Origin of the sequence: Paracoccus aurantiacus, assembly GCF_007993065.1 — a bacterium.
GTDB lineage: Bacteria > Pseudomonadota > Alphaproteobacteria > Rhodobacterales > Rhodobacteraceae > Paracoccus > Paracoccus aurantiacus.
In genome coordinates this window covers 965,911-988,882 of the sequence record NZ_VOPL01000001.1, presented here as the reverse complement: position 1 = coordinate 988,882, position 22,972 = coordinate 965,911, and the positions used below count along the sequence as shown (strand labels likewise).

The window sequence follows — 22,972 nt, the reverse complement described above, 5'->3', positions numbered from 1 at the left end:
GCATAATGCTGTTACCCGTGTGTTATGGCATCCCCGCGGCAACGGCAAGAAATCGCGTTCATCCTAACAACATTTGGGCGGAAATTCGACCCTTTAGCATCATCTTACGCCAGTCTGAAGGTGTTATCATCGGCTGCGCGGCGTTGCGATGCAATCGTCGTCGCAAGCGGGGCCGGCGTTTATGTTGACAGTTATTGTCAGGTTTGAAATACGCTCTGTCAGCCCACTTGCCACCAATCACGGCCCAGCAAGCGAGAAACTTCATGCCGCAGACTGCATTTCATCGCGTTACCTTTGTCGCCTGCCTCGCGATATTTTCGCTCGGCGGTGGTCTCATGGCGCAGACCCCGCCTGCCGACAGTCCCGCCATTGCGGCGCCGACACCCGTTGCGGATGCAGCTGACCCAGACGCGGCAGCACAGGACGCGGCAAGCCCGAGCGCCCCTGATCTGAATGCGCGCCCCGATGCGGCTGGAAGCGACGAAGCTGTGCCGCCTTCCGCCGAACCTTCAGCGGATAATCGGCGCGCCGCACTGTCCGGGCTTGCGGCGAGGTTGCCCCATGACCTTTCGCCCTGGGGCATGTTCATGAATGCCGATATCGTCGTGAAGGCGGTGATGATCGGGCTGGCCTTTGCATCCGTCGTCACCTGGACCGTCCTTGTCGTCAAACTGCTGGAGATCGTCGCGGCGAACCGGAACGCGTCCCGAAGCGCCGAACTGATCGCCCGCGCATCCAGCCTTTCCGACGCCGTCGCCGCGTCCGGCAATCGCAAAGACCCGGCAAGCCGCATGCTGCGCGCCGCCGCGACAGAGCTTGACCGCTCCACCCCCGCGCTTGATCGTGCCGGCTCGGCCGGGCTGAAGGAGCGCGTGACGTCATATCTTCGCAGTATCGTGTCTTATTCAGGGCGGCGCGCGGGTGTCGGGACGGGTATTCTTGCCACGATCGGATCGACCGCGCCCTTCGTCGGTCTTTTCGGCACGGTCTGGGGTATCATGAACAGCTTTATCGGCATCTCGGAATCGCAGACGACGAATCTCGCCGTGGTGGCGCCGGGTATCGCAGAAGCGCTGCTGGCGACGGCACTGGGCCTTGTCGCGGCAATTCCTGCCGTGGTGATCTACAATTTCTTTGCGCGCCAGATTTCCGGCTATCGCCTGCGCCTGACAGAAGCTGCGGCGGGTGTCGAGCGACTGCTTAGCCGCGATCTGGATTTCCGCACGATATCCGGGCGCTGACCGATGGCGGGCGGGATACAGGACGACGACGCGCTTGTCGAAAATCACGAGATCAATGTAACGCCGTTCATTGATGTGATGCTGGTGCTGCTGATTATCTTCATGGTCGCCGCGCCGCTTGCGACAGTTGATATCAACGTGGATCTGCCGGCCTCGCGCGGGGTTGCCTCGCAGCGCACGGATGACCCGGTCTGGCTGACGTTGTCGGGCGATGGCGCGATTGCATTGGGCAACGACGTCGTGGCGCGCGATAATGTCATTGCCAGCATTGATGCGCAGACCGGCGGCGATCACGAGGCGCGGATCTATCTGCGTGCCGACAGGCAGGCCAGCTATGGCGACGTGATGGAAGTGATGAACCTGCTGCGCGACGCGGCCTATACGAAGATCGCGCTTGTCGGGCTGGACGCAGCAACCACGGGCGATGTCGCCGCAGACGCAGCGGACCCCGTGCAGTGAGTGCGGCCGGCTGGATGGGCGATGCGACGCGGTGGGGTGCCGCAGGTGCGGCCGTTCTGGCCGCGCATATCGCCGCCGGCCTGTGGCTGATCGATGCAACGCGGCAAAGCACGGTCATGCAGCCGCCCGAGCCTGTCTTTGCCGAACTCGTGCCCGCGCAACAGATGCAGCCAGCAGCTGCACCCGCGCCTGATCCCGTCGCGCCAAGTGCAGCCGCAGTCGAACCTGCCGAGACAGCCGCAGAAACTCTGCCTGACTTTGCCCCGCCGCCGATGCTGGAATTGCCGCCGGTTGACGATGTCACCGATCTCGTCCGGGACGAGCCGCCCCCCGATTTTGCAACGCCACCTCTGATGGAGTTGCCGCCAATCACCGATTTCGCGGAACTCTTGCCTGACTCTGCTCTGTTGCTGAGCACGTCAGATCGTCCGATGGCGCGTCCGGTGCGACGCAAATCCGCACCGGAACCCGAACGCCGACAGGTCCGCGAGCAGAAACCGCGTCAGGAAACCCAGACGGCGCCTCGGCGCGCGCGCGCGGCTGAACCGTCGCGGCAGCAGACGGGGCAGCAGGCGGGGCAGCAGACCGATCAACGGGCGCGCAGCCAGCCACAACGCGGCACACCGACGCGCCAGAGCGCGGGCGCGAGCCAGCAGCAGATGGACCGCTGGATCTCGCAGGTCCGTTCCCGCGTGAACCGCCACATGCAACGCGCCAACATCCAGGCCAGGGTCCGGGGCGGGCTTCAGGTTCAGATTGATGTCACGATCGCCGCGAATGGTGCCGCGAGCGGAAGGATGCTCGGGTCCACTGGTGATGCGCGGATCGATCAGGTGCTGGCGCGTCAGGCCGCCCGCCTTCCCGCGATGCCAAGGCCGCCGAATGGCCGCGCTGCAAGTTTCAGAGGCGTGGTGAATATCGTTCGCTGAGAAAGGGTTTTGCCGATATGAGACACGATCCCCTGCCGCCCTTCCAGTCCGAAGCGACGGTCGGCCTAGATTTTAAAATTCTCGACGCGAGACTGCGCCGCGAGGCGGCGGAACACGGGCTTGACCTGCATTCCGGGCATGGCCGCTCGACCTGGATTGTGCTGGGGACAGGGGAATTCGGCGCGCGCAAGCAGGGTAATGGCGCGGTTGTTTATGCCCGCGCGCATGAACGGGACTGGCTGTTCACGCTGAAAGAGGCCGTCGCACATCATGTCGCGGCTATTGCAGGCGCGGTGCCCCTTGACTGGTCTGGCCCGGAACAGGCCGGAGAGCTTCCGCCGAATTTCAGTCTTGCCCGCGTCGCCTCGGTCCGCAGGCTGAGCGCGCATTTCCTTCGTCTCCGGCTGGAGGGGCAGGGGCTGGGCCGGCTGGCACGTGACATGATTCATTTTCGCCTTGTGCTGCCTGTTGCCGAAGGGGCGACCGAGTGGCCGCGTCTTTCAGAAACCGGGCAGACGGTCTGGCCGCAGGAACTGCACCGGCCTGCCTATACGGTTGCTGCGATCGACCCGAGTGCGGGCTGGCTGGAGACCGACATTTTCATTCATAGTGGGGGCCGGATCTGCGCATTTGCGGCAGAAGCCGTGACGGGGACCGAGATCGGGCTGACGGGGCCGGGCGGTGGCGGCATCCCGCAATCCGACATGCTTCTGATCGGCGGCGATGAAACCGCCTATCCGGCGCTCTCGCGCATTATCGCCGCGCAGGCGCCTGACGCCCGGATCACCTGCCATCTGTTCGGCGCCACCGCTGACTATCCGTTCGCGGGGCATCCGAACCTGCATCTGTGTCATGACCCTTCCGGCGAGGCGCGGCTTGCGCGGCGTCTCTCGACCGAAGGCACGCACGCAAGCAGGGCGTGGATCGCGACGGAAAGGGCGCGGCTCCAGCCCCTGAAGCAGGCGGTTCTGGCGTATCTGCCGAAGTCACATGCCCATCTGGCCGCCTATTGGAATGCCGACAGTGACAGATAACAACGAGGGTGCCTGAACTGAAAGCGGGAGGGGACGCGCCCCTCCCGCAGTGTTTCAGCCGAACATGGAGTTCGGGATCAGCAGCGCGATCTGCGGGATCATGATGATAAGGATCAGCCCCACGATCATCGCCAGCAGAAACGGTGTGACACCGCGGAAGACGGTCGTCAGCGGCACATCGCCCGCGACGCCGCGCACGACAAAGACGTTCAGACCGACGGGCGGGGTAATCATCCCCATCTCGATCACGATCACCGCGACAACGCCGAACCAGATCGGATCGAAGCCCATGCCGGTAATCACCGGAAATACGACGGGGATCGAGATCACCAGCATCGACAGCCCGTCCATGAACATCCCCATGACGACATAGGCAAGGATGATGACCAGCAGCGTGCCGTAAGGCCCGAAGCCAAGCGACTGAAGCGCTTCGCCGAGTGTGGCGGGGATCTGGGTCACCGCGAAGAACGGGTTCAGCACATTCGCGCCGATGACAATCATATAAAGCATTGCCGTCGTTTTCAGCGTATCCAGCATCGCTTCGTAGAAGCCCGCCCAGTTCAGCTTGCCGGTGACAAGCGCGAGCAGAATGACCAGAGCCGCGCCGATCCCCGATGCCTCGACCGGAGTGAAAGCGCCGATATAGATTCCGCCGATGGTCAGCACCATGACCGCCAGCAGCGGCGCGGCCTGACCGAGGATGCGGAAACGCTCTGCTATCGGGACATTCGGGCCGGCCGGTGCCTCGGCGGGATTGCGCAGTGCGACCAGCCAGACGGTCAGGATGAACAGCGCCATCAGCAGGACGCCCGGCAAAATACCCGCCATGAACAGCCGGCCGATGGATTGCTCGGTCAGGATGGCATAGATGACGAACCCGGTCGAAGGGGGGATCAGGAAGCCAAGCGTGCCGCCCGCCGCGACCGATCCGGTGGCGAGCCCGTCGGCGTAGCCCAGGCGTTTCATCTCTGGCAGCGCGACCTTGCCGATGGTCACGGCGGTCGCGACAGATGAGCCCGAGACGGCCGAAAACGCCGCGCAGCCAAGCACTGAGGCTGATGCCAGACCGCCCCGGAAATGCCCGACCCACGCATATGCCGCATCGTAAAGCCCGCGCGAAAATCCGGCCACCGAGGCGATATTGCCCAACAGAACGAACATCGGCACGACGATCAGCGTCTCTGAAGCGATGGCACCATAGCTTTCGGTCAGGATAAGTGCCCCCGCCGTGCGCAATCCTTCCAGCGCCCACATGCCGATAAAGCCCGCCAGAAGCATGGCGAAGGCAACAGGCGTGCGGAAAATCATCAGCAGGAACAGCAGAGCGATGCCGAGAAGGCCGATTGTCGTGCCGCTCATTTCAGTTCTCCGCGCTTGAAGATATCGAGAAGCTGGACAGCGAAAACCGCCACGCAAAGCGCCGCGCCAATCGCGAGGACCGTGTAGAACGGCCATATCGGCAGGTCGAGCATATTGGTCGCGTCCTCGTATTCCCAAGCGTCCAGTGCCTTCAGGCCTGCGCGCCAGACCAGAACCGACAGCACGAAGATGGACAGAAGGCGCGATCCGACATCGCCGATAAACCGACCGACAGGTCCGATGGCATTGTCGAACACATCGACGCCGACATGCCCGTTATGCAGCGTGCAATAAGGCAGCGCCGCCATGACGAGAACAACGGCAGTCAACTGGTTGATTTCGTTCAGACCCAAAAGGGGCGTGCCGAACATATAGCGAAGGACCACGCCGGTCGAAATGATGACGACCATGAAGATCAGCGCCAGGCCGGCCAGCCATGCGAGCCACACCGTGAAGCGGTTGAGCAATCTGGCGCGGCCCTGATCGGTTATGTCGCGCATGGTCGTTCCTTTCCTGTTGCGGCGCGTGCGCCTGACGCGCATTCTTGTTTCGACATTGCTTATCCTCCTGCGCGGAAATTCGTTGGAACCGGCATCTTTGCCGGACAGCGCCCCGCCATGACGCAGACTAGGCCCGTCACAGGAGTTTCTGAAATAGAAACCGCCGGTGCGTGCATAAATTTGCGCTATAGATGCGTCTTTGCTGCGGTTCGTTTCGACTGGATTTCTGAATCTGCATAGCAGAAATTTATGGATAACGCCGCGGTTCCAATTTGCCTGGCGCGGCGTCTGGCGGCATGCTGATCGCCAAAGGATCATTGCCCGCTTCCCGGAGGAAAATCATGGCCGACAAATCCGCACTCGTCATTTCCGCGCATGCTGCCGACTTTGTGTGGCGCTGCGGCGGTGCCATCGCCCTGCATGCCGAAAAAGGCTATGACGTGACCGTAGTCTGCCTGTCCTTCGGCGAACGCGGCGAATCCGCGAAGCTGTGGAAGCACGAAGGCATGACCATGGACAAGGTCAAGGATGCCCGGCGCGCCGAATCCGAAAAAGCGGCAAAGGCGCTTGGTGTGCATGATCTGATCGAATTCGATCTGGGCGATTACCCGCTGCATCTGACGCAGGACGACAAGTTCCGGCTGGTCGATGTAATCCGCAAGGTCCAGCCCAGCTTCATGCTGTCGCACAGCCAGTATGATCCCTATAACACCGACCACATGTATGCGACGCAGGTGGCGTTGGAATGCCGCATGATCGCGCAGGCTTGGGGCCACAATCCCGGCGAGAAGGTGCTGGGCGCGCCGCAGCTTTACCTGTTCGAGCCGCATCAGACCGAACAGATGGGCTGGAAGCCGGATACCTTTCTGGACATCACCCCGGTCTGGGAAAAGAAGCGCGCCGCCATCGAATGCATGGAGGGGCAGGAACATCTGTGGGACTATTACACCCGCGTCGCTGAAAACCGCGCCAATCACTTCATGCGCAATTCCGGCGGGCAGGGCGGCGGCCGCAAGGCGAAATATGCCGAAGGTTTCCAGTCGATCTTCCCGCGCACCGTTGACGAGTTGTGACGCGCGCGCCCGGTATCGCCGCCCGCGTCTGATACAGCCACGACTTCAAGGATGCAGACATGCCTGATCCGACCAATTCCAGCATGGACCTGGCCCATCTGGGCCATGTCGAGATGCTGACCGACAAATTCGATGAAAGCCTCGATTTCTTTACCCGCATCTATGGGTTGAAACTGTCGGGGCAGGACGCCGAAAGCGCCTATCTGCGGGCGTGGGACGATTATGAATATTGCAGCCTCAAGCTGACCCGCGCGGACACGACGGGTGTCGCCCATATCGGCTATCGCGCCGCCTCGCCCGAGGCGCTGGCGCGACGGGTGCAGGCGATAGAGGCGTCGGGTTACAAGATGCATGGCTGGGTGAACGGCGATCAGTCGCATGGGCGCGCCTTCCGTTTCGAGGACCCGTTCGGCCATGTGTTCGAGATCTATTATGACACGGTCTGGTATGAACCCCAGGAACAGGCGGAACGCGCTGCGCTCAAGAATACGGCTAGCGCGTTTTCGGGCGCCGCGCCGCGCAGGCTCGATCACCTGAACCTGCTGGCCGATGATGTGACCGAATTCCGTCGCTTCATGGAAACCTGCCTCGGCAGCCGCGTGACAGAATATATCGAACTGGATAATGGCCGGCTGGGCGGCTGCTGGTTCACGATCAACAACAAGACATATGATCTGGCGTGCACCGAAGAACATGGCGGCGGGATGGCGCGGCTGCATCACGTCACCTACGCCACCGATCAGCGCGAAGACATTCTGCGCGCCGCCGATATTTTCCTGCAGAACGGCGTTCATATCGAAACCGGCCCGCACAAGCACGCGGTGCAGGGCACGTTCTTCCTATATGTCTGGGAACCCGCCGGAAACCGGGTGGAACTGGCCAATGCCGGTGCGCGGCTGGTCCTGGCACCTGACTGGCAACCCATCAAGTGGACGCAGGACGACCGCAAGAAGGGCCAGGCCTGGGGGCTGAAAACAATCGAAACATTCCACACTCACGGCACACCGCCGGTCAAGAAAGGCTGATGACATGCCCAAAGTCGTCCAGAATATCGAACGCGCCTCTGCCGGGACCATTGCAGGTCTGTCCGAGGCAGGCGTCGCCACCGTTCACGAAGCGCAGGGCCGCATCGGCTGTCTGGCAAGCTATATGCGTCCGATCTATGCCGGCGCACGTATCGCCGGGTCGGCGGTGACGATCAGCGCCCCGCCGGGCGATAACTGGATGGTTCATGTGGCGATCGAGCAGCTGCAGGAGGGCGATGTTCTTGTCCTCGCCCCGACCTCGCCCTGCGATAACGGCTATTTCGGCGATCTGCTTGCGACGAGCGCGATGGCGCGGGGCTGCCGGGGGCTGGTGATCGACGCGGGTGTCCGCGATGTGCGCGACCTGACCGAGATGGGTTTCCCTGTCTGGTCAAAGGCGATCAGCGCACAGGGCACCGTCAAGGAGACGCTCGGGTCGGTCAATGTTCCCATCGTCTGCGCCGGGCAGGCAATCGGGGCGGGCGATGTGATCGTTGCCGACGATGATGGTGTCTGTGTGGTGAAACGCGCGGACGCAGAAACTGTACTTGCCGCAGCACGGAAGCGGCTGGACGCCGAGGAGGCCAAGCGCAGGCGGCTGGCCTCGGGCGAATTGGGATTGGACATCTACGACATGCGGCCTCGGCTGAAAGAGAAGGGGCTGGATTACATCTGAAACAGGGCAGCGGGTGCCTCGCCCGGTGCCGGACGGTCGCCCGCAATGTCACGGGCCACCCAAGAAGGAGCGGTTGATGAGCGTGATGGACGGCATTCCATGCCTGTGGATGCGGGGCGGAACCTCGAAGGGGGCGTATTTTCTTGCCTCGGACCTGCCGGGCGATGAGGCGGCGCGCGACGATTTGCTGCTGCGGATCATGGGCAGCCCTGACAAGGCGCAGATTGACGGCATCGGCGGCGCCGACCCCCTGACCTCGAAGGTGGCGGTGCTGAGCCCGTCCTCGCGCGCGGACGCAGATGTCGACTATCTGTTTCTTCAGGTATTCGTCGATCAGGCACTTGTGTCGGGTGCGCAGGGCTGCGGCAATATCCTGGCCGGGGTCGGGCCAGCGGCGATAGAGCGCGGACTGGTCCAGGCGCAGGAAGGTGCGACAGTCGTGCGCATCCATATGGTCAATACCGGCGAGGTCGCGACTGCGACCATCCAGACGCCGGCGCGCCGTGTCAGCTATGTAGGGGACACCGCGATTGACGGGGTGCCGGGCACGGCGGCGGCGATACCGCTGATGTTTCAGAATATCGACGGCTCCATGACCGGGGCATTGCTGCCGACCGGAAACCCGGTCGACAGGATCGAGGGCGTTGACTGCACGCTGATCGATAACGGGATGCCGATCGTGGTCATGCGCGCGTCCGATTTCGGCCTGAACGGCAATGAAACGCGCGACGAACTGGAAGGGAATGCCGATCTGAAGGCACGGATCGAGAAGATCCGGCTGGCCGCAGGACCGATGATGAATCTGGGCGACGTCACCGCGAAATCGGTGCCGAAGATGACGCTTGTTTCGCCACCCGCGCATGGCGGCGCGATCAGCACCCGCAGCTTCATTCCTCACCGCGCCCACGCCACGATCGGCGTGTTCGCCGCCGTCAGCGTCGCCACCGCCTGTACGCTTGAAGGCTCTCCGGCGGGGGCGTTGGCGGTCATCCCCGCTGATGGGCGATTTCTGATCGAACATCCGACAGGCGCGGCCGAGGTTCTTCTTGAAACCGGTTCCGACGGCCAGATGACCGCCGCCGGAACGATGCGCACCGCGCGCAAGCTGTTTGACGGGCGCGTTTTCCCACGTTTGTAAGATTATTGGAGTAATGGCCATGAAATTACTAAGAATTATATCCCTATGCACGATTGGCATTGTTTTGTGCGCGGCTTCGCGTGGCGATGCGGCGACGCTTGAGGCAGTTGCGCCAACAGCATCGTGCGAGAGCCTTGCCGAAACCGATATGACGGCTATCGGCGGGGCAGGCAGCACGATTACTGCGGCCACCGAGACGACGAGCGACGGAATCGCCGTCTGCAACGTCACCGGCACATTGGCGCCACAGGTGAATTTCCAGGTGGTGCTGCCGATGGAAAGCTGGACGCAGCGCTACCTTCAGGTCGGTTGTGGCGGGCTTTGTGGAAATATCACGCTGACCTCAGGGGCATCGACGGGATGCAAGGTGTTGAACGATGGCGGCTTCGTCATGGCGGCAACCGATATGGGGCACACCGGCAATGACGGGAAATGGGGCCTCGACGAAACGCAGAGGGCCGATTTCGCCTATCGTGCGCAGCATCTGACGGCCGAGGCCGCGAAGGCGCTGATCGCAGCCTTCTATGGCCAGCCCCCGCAATACAGCTATTTCAACGGTTGCTCGGATGGTGGACGCGAGGCGCTGATGGAGGCGATGCGCTTCCCCGACGATTTCGACGGCGTCATTGCCGGTGCCCCCGCAATGCTGTTTCAGGTGCAGAACACGCTTTATCACGGATGGATGGCGGCCTCTAATTACGATGCCGATGGTGAGGTGATCCTGACCTCGAGCAAGCTGCCGGCGCTGCATGCGGCGGTTGTTGCCGCCTGTGATGAGAGCGATGGGGTGACGGACGGACTGATCGCGCAGCCCGCGCTGTGCAGTTTCGATCCGCAAAGCATTGCCTGCGCGGCGGATGCCGCAGAAAACGATCAATGCCTCAGCCCCGCGCAGGTCGAGGTGGTGCGCAAGTTTTACGCTGGTCCTCAGGATGCCGAAAGCGGCGCATATCTGACCGCCGGGCAGCCGCAATACGGATCGGAACTGGAATGGCAGGGCGTCTATGTCGCAGACAATGCCGATAGCGAATTGTTTTCGCAGATGATTGTCGATCCTGTATTGAAGTATCTTGCCTTCGATCCGGCGCGCCCCGAGATGGAATTGGCCGATCTGAAATTCACCGAAGCGACGCTGACCGAACTTCGCACGCGGCACCCGTTTTTCGATGCGACCAACCCGGATCTCTCGGCGTTCGAAGCTGCAGGCGGCAAGCTTATCATGTGGCACGGGCTGGCTGACCCGCATATCTCGCCCGCCAATACGCTGGCCCTGCATGAGGGGATTGCGGCGACGCTTGGGGCGGATTCCGCTGCCGGTTTCGAACGCCTCTATCTGTTGCCGGGCGTCGGCCATTGCGGCGGTGGCCAGGGGCCGGGAAGCCTGGACCTTCTGAGCCCGATGATGGCGTGGGTCGAGGACGGGACCGCGCCCGAGGCGGTGATGACATCAAGCTCGGGCGAGGAGTCCGGTTTCGGGCAACCCGATGGTGTCGGAAGTGACGGCGGCGAGCGGGGGCAGGCGCTGGATCTGGGTGTGGAACCTCTGCCGGCGATGACCCGTCCTGCCTATCCTTACCCTCATGTCGCGAGCTGGTCGGGCGAGGGCGACGTGAATGACAGCGCGCAATGGTCCATGGGACCGGCCACGGAAATCGTCTCGCTTCGGGACTGGCCGGGGGCTGATTTCTTCACACCCTACGCTTTCTCCGAATAGCAAAACCGGGCTCAACAACGGGGCGGCGGGGCGTATGTGACGCTCCGCCGCATCATGGTAACGCGATTTTATGAATAAAATCGTGGCGTTGCGCGAGAATGACGGCTACAATTGCACGAATTCCCGGAGAGTTCGATGCAGCCCAGCATCCGCCACTTGCGCATGTTCCTGACCCTGGCAGAAACCCATTCTGTCACCCGCACGGCCGAGGCCTGTCATGTCTCGCAGCCGGCGGTGACGCAGGCGATGAACAAGCTGGAACATGACGCCGGCCAGGCGCTGTTTCATCGCAGCAATCAGGGCATCTACCTGTCCCCGGCCGGCGAAGCGCTGGCAAAGCGGACGAGGCGGGCGCTGTCATTCCTTGATGGCGCAATGGCGGATATGTCGCGCAATATCCGCCATCACGCGACGCGCGCACAGCTTTCCGCGCTGATCGCCGTGACCGAGCTCGAGAATTTTACCCTCGCCGCGCGCCAGTTGGGGCTTGCGCAGCCAACGGTCCACCGATCTGCCAGCATGCTGGAACAGTCGGCAGGCGTTCAGTTCTTTGAACGGACCGCACATGGGCTGATCGCGACGCGGGCGGCAAGGCAGCTGTCACAGGCCGCGAGACTTGCTTTCGCCGAGATGGAGCAGGGCGAAACCGATCTCGCCGCCCTTGCTGGCCGCGAGGTCGGGCGCATCGTTGTCGGGGCGCTGCCACTTTCGCGTTCCAGCCTGCTGCCTGCTGCCATGCTGCGTTTCAGGGCGCTGAGACCGAGTTTTCCTGTCGAAGTGATCGACGGGCGTTATGACGAATTGCTGACCGGCCTTCGCCGGGGCGAGATTGACATGATGATCGGCGCGCTGCGGATTCCCAGCCCGATTGCCGACATCACACAAGAGGCGCTGTTTGACGATTCTGTCGCGATAGTGGCGCGCAAGGATCATCCGCTGACGAAGCGTGCCAGCGTCTCGGTCGAGGAGCTTTCTGAATATCCGTGGGTCATGGCGCGCGCTGGCACGCCCATTCGCGCTGCGCTGGAAGATCTTCTGCCCGCGACGGTTATCCGCAGTGCTGTCGTGACCTCCTCGGTCATTCTGCTGCGCGAACTGCTTCGCGACAGCAACAACCTTGGCGCGCTGTCGCGTATCCAGACCCTCGCAGATGCAGAGGCGCATTCGCTTGCCGTGCTGCCCGTCGACCTGCCACATTCGCGCCGTCCGATCGGCATTACCACACGCGCCGGATGGGAGCCGACGGCGGCACAAAGCGATTTCATCGGCCTGCTGCGCGAAAAAGCCGCCACCATGGGAGAGCCGGCGACACAGGTGAACGCCGATCCGATGACGGAAATGGCCGAGCTGTCGCCGCGCTGATGTCGCCGGAATCGGAGGCTGCGCGGGTGAAGCGCAGAATGGCTGGCATATCCGGCGCTTTCGCCGAATCTGTCAGAGTAGTTCGCCAGAAAAATCGGCGGTGCAGTTACGTGCTTTGACTAAACCTGATGTTGCGACCTTTGCGAAGATGCGGTCATTGAAAAGGCGGGGCGCCTTACGCACCTTGCGCAGAAAGATGAGCGAAACGCCCACGCCACGTCAGCCAGATCGACACGGTCAGCGATCAACGCGCGCCCGGCATGCAACAGGACCAGCCGGCGATAGACCAAGCACGACCGGCAACAACCGAACCGACAGACCCATGAAGTAGCATGTGACAAAGGCCGAATTTATGCGGCTCCGGGCCTTCGGCATCATGATCAATAAGCGAATCCCGCTCCAGCACGAGAGGGCGCCCCGAGATCTACGTGTCCGGGATCGCGGCGCTGAGTCATGTCACCGATTTTCGGGTGAATGCGGCCGGCCAGATCACCCAGACCATGCGCCATGACGAGCTGATCGAGTTCCGAGAATATGACGCCATAGTCGTCTGACTCTGATCCGCGATTTCAACAGCGCCGAGAGGCAAGCCGCTCTGGCGCGAGCCGGGCGATGGACATGGCAATGCGCTTATCGCCGCCGAGGCCGGGCCTGACGCCGTCGGCATCGAACCTGCGGTGGTCAGGACAATGACGGTTTTGCGTGATGCAATGCCCGACGCCATCGCCGCCAGCCAGCGTCCCGGCACGAAACAGGCGCAGCACGTCGCGATGTTAGAGGCGCCAGAAGGCGCGACCATCGCAAAGATCGCCGAATCGATGGAATGGCAGGCACATTCGATTCGGGGTGCCATTTTCCGGATCGCTGAAAAAGAAGCTGGGACTGCCGGTGACCTCTAAAAAGATTGAGGGGTGTGGCCGTGTGTACAAACCGGCAGAGGGGCGAGGCACCGCCTCGCCCGACCATCTCATCCATCGTCCAGCAGCTGATGCGCCGGAGCGCAAAGCGCATACTGTACAACCAGCGGGACCACGCCGTTGCCACAGAGGCGGAGCCGGTCCACCCGCCGACCTGGGCCCGTGCATCTTGGCGTTTCGGGCATAGGTGCGCAGCCGTTCGGACTTCTTCCTGCCGGTCCGGGTGCTGCCACCCCTGTTCAGACGGGTGTTTCTGCAGGCGCTGCGTGCGGCCTTCGACGCCGGACAGTTGCAGTTCTTCGGCGAGATCGAAGGGTTGGCCGATCCACAGGCCTTCGCCCGGCTTCTGACGGCAGCAGGCCGCCGCGACTGGGTGGTCTACGCCAAGCCGCCCTTCGGCGGGCCGGAACAGGTGCTGGCCTATCTCAGCCGCTACACCCATCGGGTCGCCATCGCCAATTCCTGCCTGATCGGCATGGAAGATGGCAGAGTGACTTTCCGCTGGCGCGCCTACCGTCATGGCCGCAGGCCCAGAAAGATGACCCTCGATGCCGATGAGTTCATCCGACGCTTCCTGCTGCACAGCTTGCCGGACGACGTTCATCGCGTCCGCCATTATGGCTTCCTCGCCAATGTCCAGCCCACTACCTGCCTCGCGGCCTGCCGGGCCCTGGTGGCAGCACAGGTTCCGGCGACGATGGTTCGCGCCGGACCGACAATTAAGGCACCACCCGTTCCGCATCCTTGCCCCTGCTGCGGTCGCCCGATGGCAACACTCGCCGTCTGGTATCACGGGCAGGCACCGCCTCGCGGCCCCTTCTGGAACGACAGCTCATGAGTCCCCGCGACAGACCACTGCAAAGCGATCCACAGCTGATCCGCACACGGACCGGAAAGATGGCCTGTACGTCGGCGACCCGTTTCCGACCGTCGCGACAGCTGATCTGCCACCAGAATGGTCCGTTGCGGCCGGTCATGGGGGACGATACCGTCATCGGAAGCACCCCGGGCACCATCATTCACTGCCGCATCCGCCGTCGCGCACCCCATTCCGGACCAGCGCCCAAGCCACAATCACCATAGCGCCCCACAGGCCCGCAGCTTCGTTCAATCCGGCTTCAATGAGGTCCGCGACAGCACCCGGCATCGACCTCACCAACACGGACCTCACGGAATCCACCAGATTCCAAGGGGATTCCCCGGTGAAAACGGCTGACGCTGGCAAGCTTCCGCGCTGTGCCCCCCGAATACGGGTGCGGCCCAGAAGGAACCATGACAGGGGGAGGGTTGGAAGTTTTGCGAAGAGCGTCTGAAGCGGGTCTGTTCTCCGGGCGCTCGTCTTCGATATTTGATTCATGAGTCAAGAGGGGCACCAATGTCAAAACTGTTTTGTTGCCGATCTGTTCGCAGCCTTTCCGGGGCACCCACGGCGCCCGTTTCGGCATGGCATCGGTCACGTCGATACTTCGCAGCATGCCACCGTCGCGCAGTCCTTCCCGCACCCAGCCCAGCGCCGGCCACGACTGTTCGTAATGCCGATGCGCGGCGGCGATCTGATCCGGGTGCGGCGAGAAAGTCACCGGGCAGTCCCGCAGCTCGACCGTGCGCCACTTGCCGCGTGACACGATCCGGGCGGTGCCGACGGCGATCGTGATCGACCGTTCGCCGTGCTGGTCGCGCTTCATCTCGACCGGTACGCAGCGCGGAACGGTGCCGGGCATGCAGTCCGGCGTCAACCCTGCCCGAGCCAGTTCGGCGATGCGGATTGCCATGCGCAACGCGCCCACAGAGGTCGGCAGGCCCGCGACACAGGCTGCGATGACCTCGGCACCCTCGTGGGTGGAGCTGTCCGGCTTGTACAGTTCACCGTAGATGCGGCAGCCAAGCGCGGCGCGTTGCATCAGCACATATTCGAGCCCAAAGCCCAGGCCTTCGCCGCGTTCAAGTCGGGTGCTTCGGGGAGTTCCAGCCGGGCCTTCTCCAGGAGCACGGACAGGGGGATCATGGAGCGGGTGAAGGGAATCGAACCCTCGTCGTAAGCTTGGGAAGCTTCTGCTCTGCCATTGAGCTACACCCGCATCACGCCTCCGCTATCCCAGCGGTGGCGCCGCGTCAAGCCTTGGCCGAAAGACCTAGCGCAGCCCCATATCGGCCAGCTCAGCAGCAAGCGCCGCGGGAAGCGCATCGTCGTGGGCGCGCTCGGCGGCAAGATCCGGGGGCGCATCGCCCGCGTCCAGATAGCGCCAGCCCTGAAACGGGCGGCGCGGGACGGCGGCGGTGCGAATCAGGTCCGGATCGAGGATCAGCGCGCAGCGGCGTATCCCATCCGTTCCGATACGCTCTTCAAGGCTGATCAGGCGTTGGCGGGCCAGCAAGACGCCCTTGAATACCCAGTAAAGCGATCCGCCGGCCAGAAGCTCTGCCTCGCGGCGGGGCCACATCCGGGTGACATGCGCGGCCGGCTTGCCGCTGAACCGCTGCTTCTGCCATGCCTCGAGATCGTCTGGCCCATCGGCGCCGACACAGAGTTTCACAAGATTAACGTGCTTGACCATGACATCGATATAGGGGACTGCGGGGTCAGGGCAAAGGGTGATCGGGATATGTCTACGCGCAAGCAGGTAATCTGGTGGGGAACGGCGGGCGCGGTGCTGCTGCTGGTGCTTTGGCTGCTTGGGCAGGCCATTTTGCCATTCATCATCGGCGCAGGCGTCGCCTATCTGCTGGACCCGTTGGCAGACCGGATGGAACGCGCCGGGCTGAGCCGGACGATGGCGGTGGTGACCATCACGCTGGGTGCGCTGCTGGTTTTCATCACGTTTGTCCTGTTTCTTGCGCCGATCGTGCTGCGTCAGGCCTCCCAGCTTGTCGAGGCAGCGCCCGACATGATCAACCGGCTGCAGGAGTTTCTGGTCGCGCGCTTTCCCAGCATTCTGGCCGAGGGTGGGCCCGTCGAATCCTCGCTGAACAACCTGTCTTCGCTGATCGGCGAGAAGGGGGGGCAGGTCCTGACATCGGTGCTGAGCTCGATCTCGGGCGTCGTCGGGGTGATCGCACTGTTCGTCATCGTCCCTGTCGTGGCTTTCTATCTGTTGCTGGATTGGGACAGAATGGTTGAACGTGTCGACAAGCTGCTGCCGCGCCAGCACGCGCCGACCATTCGCCGCCTTGCCGCCGAAATCGACAATACGCTTTCGGGTTTCGTCCGGGGGCAGGGCACCGTGATGCTGATACAGGGCACCTTCTATTCCGTCTCGCTGATGGCGGTCGGGCTGCCCTATGCGGTTGCTATCGGGATGGGTGCCGCAATCCTTGGGATCATTCCCTATGTCGGAACGCTGATCGGCGGGGCGACGGCCATCGGTGTCGCGATGTTCACCTTCTGGGACGAACCGCTCTGGATCGCCGTTGTTGCCGCGATCTTCATTATCGGGCAGGTGGTCGAGGGCAACTATCTTCAGCCCAAGATCGTCGGAAACCATGTCGGCCTGCATCCGGTCTGGCTGCTTCTGGCCTTGTCCGTATTCGGCTCTCTGTTCGGCTTCGTCGGCATGATGGTCGCGGTGCCGCTGGCGGCGGCGCTTGGCGTTCTGGTCCGCTTCGGGACGGATCGTTACGTCGAAAGTCCGCTTTACACGGGCGTCGACCCCGACCCCGAGCTGCCAGAGCCGGTTCTGGTCGAGATGGTGCCTGCCGGGACGCTTTTGACGATGATGCGCGAGACGGCGGGCGACGACACGCTGCCGGTCGCAGGGCAGGCCCGCGCGCAGCCCGCCGATTGAGCCGCCTGCCAGATGCCAAGGCAACTGACACTCGATCTCGGCCACAGGCCCGCGCTTGGCCGTGACGATTACCTCGTCACGCCGGCCAACGCGCTTGTCATGGCCGCGCTTGATATGCCGGATGCCTGGCCGCAGGGCCGGATGCTGTTGCTGGGGCCAGAGGGCGCGGGCAAAACCCATCTCGCATCGATCTGGGCGGCAGAAACAGACGCGATCTGGCAAGAGGCATCCGCACTGACGCCCGAAAAGGCTGATCGTCTGGCCGTCGAGAATGGCGCGGTCGTGGTGGAAAATGCCGATCTTGCCGCTGGCCTTGGCGCGGCGGAACAGGCGATGTTTCATCTCTGGAACCTGTGCGCGGCGCGCAGCTGCTGGCTGCTTCTGACCGCAAGATTGCCGCCGCGCGACTGGGGGCTCTCGCTGCCCGATCTGCGCAGCAGGATGTCGGCAATGGCTGTAACGCGCATCCAGCCCCCCGATGAGACGCTTCTGACAGCCGTGCTGGTCAAGTTATTTGCCGACCGGCAGCTTGTCGCGCCGGCAGGGCTGATCGAATGGCTGGTGCCACGCATGGATCGTGATCTGGGCCTGGCGCGACACCTTGTCGCGGCGCTGGATACCGAAACCATGGCAGAGCGGCGGGGTCTGACGCGAACCCTTGCAGGCGACCTGCTGGCGAAGCTGAGCGCCGAGCGCGACGCGACCGATACGCCCGACTGACTGGCGCTTCATGCACCCGGTATGACTGGACATCATGCGCCCGGCTGACGCATGATCCTGTCGATATTTTCCGGCCCCCAGATGACGCAAGCAGACTTTCTCAAACATCCCGCGCCCCCGCCAAAATCGCTCGACAAGGTCAGCCCGACCGATCCCGGACGGTTCTTCAACCGCGAACTCAGCTGGCTCAGCTTCAACTGGCGCGTGCTGGACGAGGCGCGGAACAGCCGGGTGCCGCTGCTGGAAAGGCTGCGTTTTCTGGCAATTTCTGCGACCAATCTGGACGAATTCTATACCGTGCGCGTGGCGGGGCTGCGCGAACTCGCGCGCGAAGGAAACACCTCTCTGTCTCATGACGGGCTGAGCCCTGCTGAACAGCTGCGACACATAAATGCCGACGCGCGACGCCTGATGCGTGCGCAGCAATCGGTGTGGAACGCCCTTCGGAAAGAGATGGAGGCCGAGGGCATCGTCATCCTGTCACGTTCGCGGCTGACCCGGTCCGAGGCGGATTACCTCAGCCGATATTTCTTCGATCAGGTCTTTCCGGTTCTGTCGCCGCTGGCAATTGACCCGGCGCATCCGTTCCCGTTCATCCCGAATGCGGGCTTCTCTCTGGCGCTGGAACTGGCGCGCGAATCCGATGGACGCAGGATGCAGGCGCTGCTGCCGATCCCCGCGCAATTGCCGCGCTTCGTGCGACTGCCGGGAACATCGCGCTTCCTGCGGCTTGAAGATCTTCTGCTGATGAACCTCGCCAGCCTTTTCCCGGGCTATCGCGATACCGGCTCCTGCGCGTTCCGTGTCTTGCGCGACAGCGATCTGGAGGTCGAGGAAGAGGCAGAGGACCTGGTCCGCGAATTCGAAACCGCGCTGAAACGGCGTCGGCGTGGCAGCGTGATCCGCCTGAAGATCACCGAGGGCGCGCCTGACGCGCTGCGCCGGATCATCATGGAGGAGTTGCACGTTCACCCCGAAGAAGTGGTCGAGGTGTCCGGCCTTCTGGGCGTCACTGACCTGAAAGAGCTTGTTCTGGACGATCGCCGCGACCTGCAATGGCCAGCGTTCACCCCGCGCGTGCCTGAACGGGTGCAGGACCATGACGGCGACATGTTCGCGGCGATCCGCCAGAAAGACATGCTGCTGCATCACCCCTATGAGACTTTCGACATGGTGGTGCGCTTTCTGGCGCAGGCGGCGCGAGATCCGAATGTGCTGGCGATCAAGCAGACGCTGTATCGCACCAGTCGCGACAGTCCGATTGTCGAGGCGTTATGCGAGGCCGCCGAATCCGGCAAATCCGTCACGGCGCTGGTAGAGCTGAAGGCGCGCTTCGACGAGGCTGCCAATATCCGCCAGTCGCGACGGCTGGAACGCGCGGGCGCGCATGTCGTCTATGGCTTTGTGAACTACAAGACCCACGCGAAGATTTCGACTGTGGTGCGCCGCGAGGGCGACGCGCTTGTGACCTATACCCATTACGGGACCGGAAACTACCACCCGATCACTGCGCGCATCTATACCGATCTGTCGCTGTTCACCTGCGATCCGGCGCTTGGCAGGGATGCGACCAAGATCTTCAACTTCCTGTCCGGCTACGTGCAGCCCGAAGGGCTGGAAAATATCTCCATCTCGCCCATCTCGATGAAGGAACGGCTTATCGAACTGATCGGGCGCGAGGCGGAATATGCACGCGCCGGAAGGCCGGCCGCGATCTGGGCGAAGATGAATTCGCTGATTGAGCCAGACGTTATCAACGCGCTTTACGCCGCCAGTCAGGCAGGTGTGAAGGTCGATCTGGTCATCAGGGGCATCTGCGGTCTGCGGCCGGGCATCGCCGGCCTGTCGGAAAATATCCGCGTCAAGTCGATCATCGGGCGCTTTCTGGAACATTCGCGCATCGTCTGCTTCGGCGCGGGGTTCGGCCTTCCGTCGCGCAAGGCGCGGGTTTTTATCAGCTCCGCCGACTGGATGGGGCGCAACCTGAACCGGCGTGTCGAAACGCTTGTCGAATGTCTTAACGATACGGTGAAGGCGCAGATCGTCAGCCAGATCATGGCCGCGAATATGGCGGACGAGGCGCAAAGCTGGATATTGCAGCCGGACGGACGTTATTTGCGCCATCTGCCCGCTGGTCGCGACGACCTGTTCAGCTGCCATCGCTTCTTCATGGAAAACCCGTCGCTTTCGGGTCGCGGGCGGGTTGGTGCTGGCGATGTGCCCGCCTTGACCCATAGCCCTGATTAGGCAAGAAGTCAGTCAGTCACGACGCCGTGACCAAGCAATCCAGGAGTGACGCCATGAACGGCAAGGCGAAAACGAGCGATCCTTTCGAGGGCCTGTTCGAGGATGCCGCGGCGCGCGCGCTGTCCCGTGTCGGCGTGGTCGATGTCGGCTCGAACTCGATCCGTCTGGTGATCTTCGATGGGGCCGCGCGCTCTCCTGCCTATTTCTACAATGAGAAGGTCATGGCGGGCCTTGGCAAGGATATGGCCACGACGGGCCGGCTGAACCCCGAAGGGGTAGAGCGCGCCTTTGCTGCCCTCAGCCGTTTCGCAACCATTGCCGAAGGGATGAAGGTGCGCCCGATGACCGTCGTCGCCACCGCGGCCGTGCGCGAGGCGGATGACGGCCCCGCATTCCGCAAGCGCGTCGAAAAAGCGACCGGGCTGAAGCTGACCGTTATCGACGGCGAGGAAGAAGCGCGTCTGTCCGCGCAGGGTGTGCTTCTTGGCTGGCCCGATGCGAAGGGTCTGGTCTGCGATATTGGCGGCAACTCGATGGAGCTGGCCGAGGTTGATGGAGAGGGCGGCATCGGTAGGCGCGTTACCTCGCAGCTTGGCCCGTTCCGGCTGCAACAGGTCAAGGGCGGCGAGGACGGGCTGAAAAAGCATATTGCGGGGATCATGAAGGATCTCGGCAAGGCGGTCGGCACCGATCATGACCGGATCTATCTGGTCGGCGGGTCATGGCGCGCCATCGCGCGCCTTGATATGGAGCGGCGCGGCTATCCGATGACCGTGCTGCACGAATATCGGATGACGCCTGACGATGTGCGCGAGACGGTCGAATGGATCGCCGACCATGACCTTCAGAAGCTGCGCAGCAAGGTCGGCATCTCGAATTCCCGGATGGAACTGGTGCCGCTTGCCAGCCTTGTGCTGCGCGAACTGGTCGATACGTTCAAGCCGAAGGAACTGGCGATTTCGTCCTATGGCATCCGCGAGGGGCTGCTGTACGAACACATGTCGAAAAGCCTGCGTGCCCGCGACCCGCTGCTGGAATCGGCCAAATTCACCGAAAAGCAGATGGCGCGGATGCCGGGCTTCGGCAAGAAGCTGTATCAGTTTCTGTCGCCGCTTTTCCCGGATTCTCCGCCGCAGCGTGATCGCCTGATCCGCGCGGCCTGTCTGCTGCACGACACGGCCTGGCGAACGCATCCCGATTATCGCGCCGATGCCTGTTTCGACAACGTGACCCGCGCCAACATGGCCGCGCTTTCGCATCCGGAGCGTGTCTTTCTTGGCGTGGCGCTGCTGCACCGCTATCGCAACTCGCGTTCTGACTCGGCCATGATGCCGCTGTTCGGACTGCTTTCCGACGAAGAGCTGAACGACGCCGAGGTGCTGGGCAAGGCGATGCGCTTCGGGGCGATGTTTTCTGTCAAGGACCCCGACGAGGCGGGCGAGCTGAAGCTGTCCAAAAAGAAAGACAAGCTGGAACTGTCCCTGACCAAAACCGGCCGGGCGTTGTTCGGAGAGGTCGCCGAGGCGCGCTTCCAGTCGCTGTGCAAGTCGATGGGGGTTGAGGGAGTTGTGAAGGGGTGAGGGCGTGCAACCACCGATCACACACTTGGTTGAAGTTAAGCAGTCAATGGAGCGTAAATGCTCCTTGCAGCATCTTACAAATAGTTGTTGACCGCTGCCTCAATCGCGGCTGCATGGTGATAGATGTCAGCGATCCGGTCAATTTTGACTTTGGTCTCGCTTTTGTCTGCATCGAACAGCCCGATCTGCATGTTTTTCTCAGAGTTGAAATATAGACGACACACGGGCTTGCGGTTGTTGTCATCCATCAGAATTGCGCAATAGCTTTTGGCGTCCCGCAGATTGATCCGTTCGACAGCGGCAACTTTAGCAGCGATCGCGCGAATTATCATGAAGCCTTCCCGCTCGCTGTCTGTCGTAATGATATCTGGGTCAGCGGCATCAGCTCCGGGATCTTTTGAAACAGGTTCGGACGAGAAGGTAATGCTCAGCTTGTCTTGAATCCTGTTGCGCACCAGTTCGTCCAGAGCGCCGGTGATGGCCGGTCGAACCTGCTCCAGGACATTCTTCGTGATTGACCCGTCGTAAATGCTCTTGGCGACCAACCGAATGAAATCATCTTCTGGGCTGCTCAACTGGCGTTTCAGGTAGGACGCAGCTTCGCGCATATATTTGAGGTTCGACGCAGCTTCGATAATGGATTCAATTGCGAAACTACCCTTTTGAAAGCGCGACAGCTCTTCGACTTGCGCGGGGTCGTGTTCCTGAAGGTCGAACTTGAAGAAGGGCTTCTTGTCCATCTTGTTAGGCTCGTCGGTGTCGGAAAAGAACCAAGCTTCACGACCATTCATCAGGATAGCAAGTCTGGCGTCGGTCACAGCGAAGTAGCGAAACAATTGCGAATATTGTGTTTCGCCCAGCCTGGCATGTATCGGCTTGGCTTCAATAAGCATTGCCACCTTACCGTCGATCTTTACAGCAAAGTCTACCTTTTCGCCCTTCTTGATCCCGACATCGGCGATATATTCAGGAACGACCTCATCAAGATCGAACACATCGAAACCAAGAGCTTGCAGGAATGGAAGTATAACCGCGGTCTTTGTAGCTTCTTCTGTCTCAGCCTGCTTTTCCGCTGATTTCGAGCGCCGCGAAAGCGCTGCGATCATTTCCCTGAATTCCATTTATCCCTCGGAGTTTTGTCTGTTTGATCGGATGATGGGAGAGGACATCAGATTTATCTATCGCTAAGGTTGAGTATGCGCATGAAAAAAAGCCG

The 22,972-nt window shown here is 62.1% G+C and carries 21 protein-coding genes, 1 tRNA gene and 1 pseudogene; 17 read left to right on the top strand and 6 right to left on the bottom strand.

Translation table 11 applies throughout. The annotated features are described in order from the left end of the window. The first annotated feature begins 263 nt into the window (after positions 1-263). Genes exbB through FQV27_RS04830 form a run of 4 tightly spaced genes read left to right on the top strand, consistent with a single transcriptional unit; the run spans position 264 to position 3,663 of the window. The gene (gene exbB, locus FQV27_RS04845; protein ID WP_147096674.1) at positions 264-1,241 is read left to right on the top strand and encodes a tonB-system energizer ExbB; all 978 of its coding nucleotides are present in this window, start codon (positions 264-266) and stop codon (positions 1,239-1,241) included. A 3-nt stretch (positions 1,242-1,244) separates the two neighbouring features. Then, a complete protein-coding gene (gene exbD, locus FQV27_RS04840) occupies positions 1,245-1,700 on the top strand; it encodes a TonB system transport protein ExbD (RefSeq protein WP_147096673.1) in 456 nt (151 codons plus the stop codon). Beyond that, the gene (locus FQV27_RS04835) at positions 1,697-2,629 is read left to right on the top strand and encodes a TonB C-terminal domain-containing protein (protein WP_147096672.1); all 933 of its coding nucleotides are present in this window, start codon (positions 1,697-1,699) and stop codon (positions 2,627-2,629) included. Before exbD ends, FQV27_RS04835 begins: the two co-directional genes overlap by 4 nt. Positions 2,630-2,646: 17 nt before the next feature. Beyond that, positions 2,647-3,663, top strand: coding sequence for a siderophore-interacting protein (locus tag FQV27_RS04830; protein WP_147096671.1), 1,017 nt, complete (start codon positions 2,647-2,649; stop codon positions 3,661-3,663). A gap of 54 nt (positions 3,664-3,717) precedes the next feature. On the opposite strand, the gene FQV27_RS04825 is transcribed toward FQV27_RS04830, so the two are convergent. Beyond that, on the bottom strand, positions 3,718-5,022 hold the full coding sequence (locus FQV27_RS04825) for a TRAP transporter large permease (RefSeq protein WP_147096670.1): 1,305 nt from the start codon (positions 5,020-5,022) through the stop codon (positions 3,718-3,720). Next, positions 5,019-5,522, bottom strand: a complete 504-nt coding sequence (locus tag FQV27_RS04820; protein WP_147096669.1) for a TRAP transporter small permease — start codon at positions 5,520-5,522, stop codon at positions 5,019-5,021. Before FQV27_RS04820 ends, FQV27_RS04825 begins: the two co-directional genes overlap by 4 nt. A 341-nt stretch (positions 5,523-5,863) precedes the next feature. Between FQV27_RS04820 and FQV27_RS04815 the strand changes: the two genes are divergently transcribed. The 9 genes and pseudogenes from FQV27_RS04815 to FQV27_RS04780 all read left to right on the top strand — a co-directional run. Next, positions 5,864-6,595, top strand: a complete 732-nt coding sequence (locus FQV27_RS04815; protein ID WP_147096668.1) for a PIG-L deacetylase family protein — start codon at positions 5,864-5,866, stop codon at positions 6,593-6,595. Between the two features lie 59 nt (positions 6,596-6,654). Continuing rightward, a complete protein-coding gene (locus FQV27_RS04810) occupies positions 6,655-7,620 on the top strand; it encodes a VOC family protein (RefSeq protein WP_147096667.1) in 966 nt (321 codons plus the stop codon). 4 nt (positions 7,621-7,624) lie between these two features. After that, positions 7,625-8,296, top strand: a complete 672-nt coding sequence (locus FQV27_RS04805) for a 4-carboxy-4-hydroxy-2-oxoadipate aldolase/oxaloacetate decarboxylase (RefSeq protein WP_147096666.1) — start codon at positions 7,625-7,627, stop codon at positions 8,294-8,296. A gap of 76 nt (positions 8,297-8,372) precedes the next feature. Next, positions 8,373-9,434 carry a 4-oxalomesaconate tautomerase gene (locus FQV27_RS04800; RefSeq protein ID WP_186827211.1) on the top strand — a complete coding sequence of 354 codons (1,062 nt, stop codon included), beginning with the start codon at positions 8,373-8,375 and terminating at the stop codon, positions 9,432-9,434. A 148-nt stretch (positions 9,435-9,582) separates the two neighbouring features. After that, the gene (locus FQV27_RS04795) at positions 9,583-11,148 is read left to right on the top strand and encodes a tannase/feruloyl esterase family alpha/beta hydrolase (protein ID WP_186827210.1); all 1,566 of its coding nucleotides are present in this window, start codon (positions 9,583-9,585) and stop codon (positions 11,146-11,148) included. Positions 11,149-11,283: 135 nt separating this feature from the next. Continuing rightward, positions 11,284-12,510 carry a LysR family transcriptional regulator gene (locus FQV27_RS04790; RefSeq protein ID WP_147096664.1) on the top strand — a complete coding sequence of 409 codons (1,227 nt, stop codon included), beginning with the start codon at positions 11,284-11,286 and terminating at the stop codon, positions 12,508-12,510. Positions 12,511-12,938: 428 nt separating this feature from the next. Then, the gene (locus tag FQV27_RS19250) at positions 12,939-13,064 is read left to right on the top strand and encodes a hypothetical protein (RefSeq protein WP_281290015.1); all 126 of its coding nucleotides are present in this window, start codon (positions 12,939-12,941) and stop codon (positions 13,062-13,064) included. 135 nt (positions 13,065-13,199) lie between these two features. Continuing rightward, entirely contained in the window at positions 13,200-13,409 is a 210-nt protein-coding gene (locus tag FQV27_RS04785; RefSeq protein WP_246132993.1) for a DUF3489 domain-containing protein, read from the top strand. 205 nt (positions 13,410-13,614) lie between these two features. After that, positions 13,615-14,265, top strand: a pseudogene (locus FQV27_RS04780) (IS91 family transposase); the annotation flags it as partial. A gap of 280 nt (positions 14,266-14,545) precedes the next feature. On the opposite strand, the gene FQV27_RS19300 reads toward FQV27_RS04780, so the two are convergent. The 3 genes from FQV27_RS19300 to FQV27_RS04765 all read right to left on the bottom strand — a co-directional run bounded on the left by FQV27_RS19300 (position 14,546) and on the right by FQV27_RS04765 (position 15,982). Continuing rightward, positions 14,546-15,328, bottom strand: a complete 783-nt coding sequence (locus FQV27_RS19300) for a hypothetical protein (RefSeq protein ID WP_186827209.1) — start codon at positions 15,326-15,328, stop codon at positions 14,546-14,548. A 103-nt stretch (positions 15,329-15,431) separates the two neighbouring features. Beyond that, positions 15,432-15,505 (bottom strand) — tRNA-Gly (locus tag FQV27_RS04770). 54 nt (positions 15,506-15,559) lie between these two features. Then, positions 15,560-15,982 carry a DUF1489 family protein gene (locus tag FQV27_RS04765; RefSeq protein WP_147096663.1) on the bottom strand — a complete coding sequence of 141 codons (423 nt, stop codon included), beginning with the start codon at positions 15,980-15,982 and terminating at the stop codon, positions 15,560-15,562. A 48-nt stretch (positions 15,983-16,030) separates the two neighbouring features. On the opposite strand from FQV27_RS04765, the gene FQV27_RS04760 reads away from it, so the two are divergent. From FQV27_RS04760 to FQV27_RS04745, 4 genes are all read left to right on the top strand, one after another. Continuing rightward, a complete protein-coding gene (locus tag FQV27_RS04760) occupies positions 16,031-17,209 on the top strand; it encodes an AI-2E family transporter (protein ID WP_147096662.1) in 1,179 nt (392 codons plus the stop codon). A 12-nt stretch (positions 17,210-17,221) separates the two neighbouring features. Then, complete coding sequence (locus FQV27_RS04755) at positions 17,222-17,929, top strand: P-loop NTPase family protein (protein ID WP_147096661.1); 708 nt, start codon at positions 17,222-17,224, stop codon at positions 17,927-17,929. A gap of 81 nt (positions 17,930-18,010) precedes the next feature. Further along, positions 18,011-20,176, top strand: a complete 2,166-nt coding sequence (locus FQV27_RS04750; RefSeq protein WP_147096660.1) for an RNA degradosome polyphosphate kinase — start codon at positions 18,011-18,013, stop codon at positions 20,174-20,176. A gap of 53 nt (positions 20,177-20,229) precedes the next feature. Beyond that, positions 20,230-21,756 (top strand): Ppx/GppA family phosphatase, encoded by a 1,527-nt coding sequence (locus FQV27_RS04745; protein WP_147096659.1) that lies wholly within the window; start codon positions 20,230-20,232, stop codon positions 21,754-21,756. 74 nt (positions 21,757-21,830) lie between these two features. Here FQV27_RS04745 and FQV27_RS04740 read toward each other — a convergent pair whose 3' ends face one another. After that, entirely contained in the window at positions 21,831-22,862 is a 1,032-nt protein-coding gene (locus FQV27_RS04740; protein ID WP_246132992.1) for a type I restriction endonuclease, read from the bottom strand. Between the last annotated feature and the right edge of the window lie 110 nt (positions 22,863-22,972).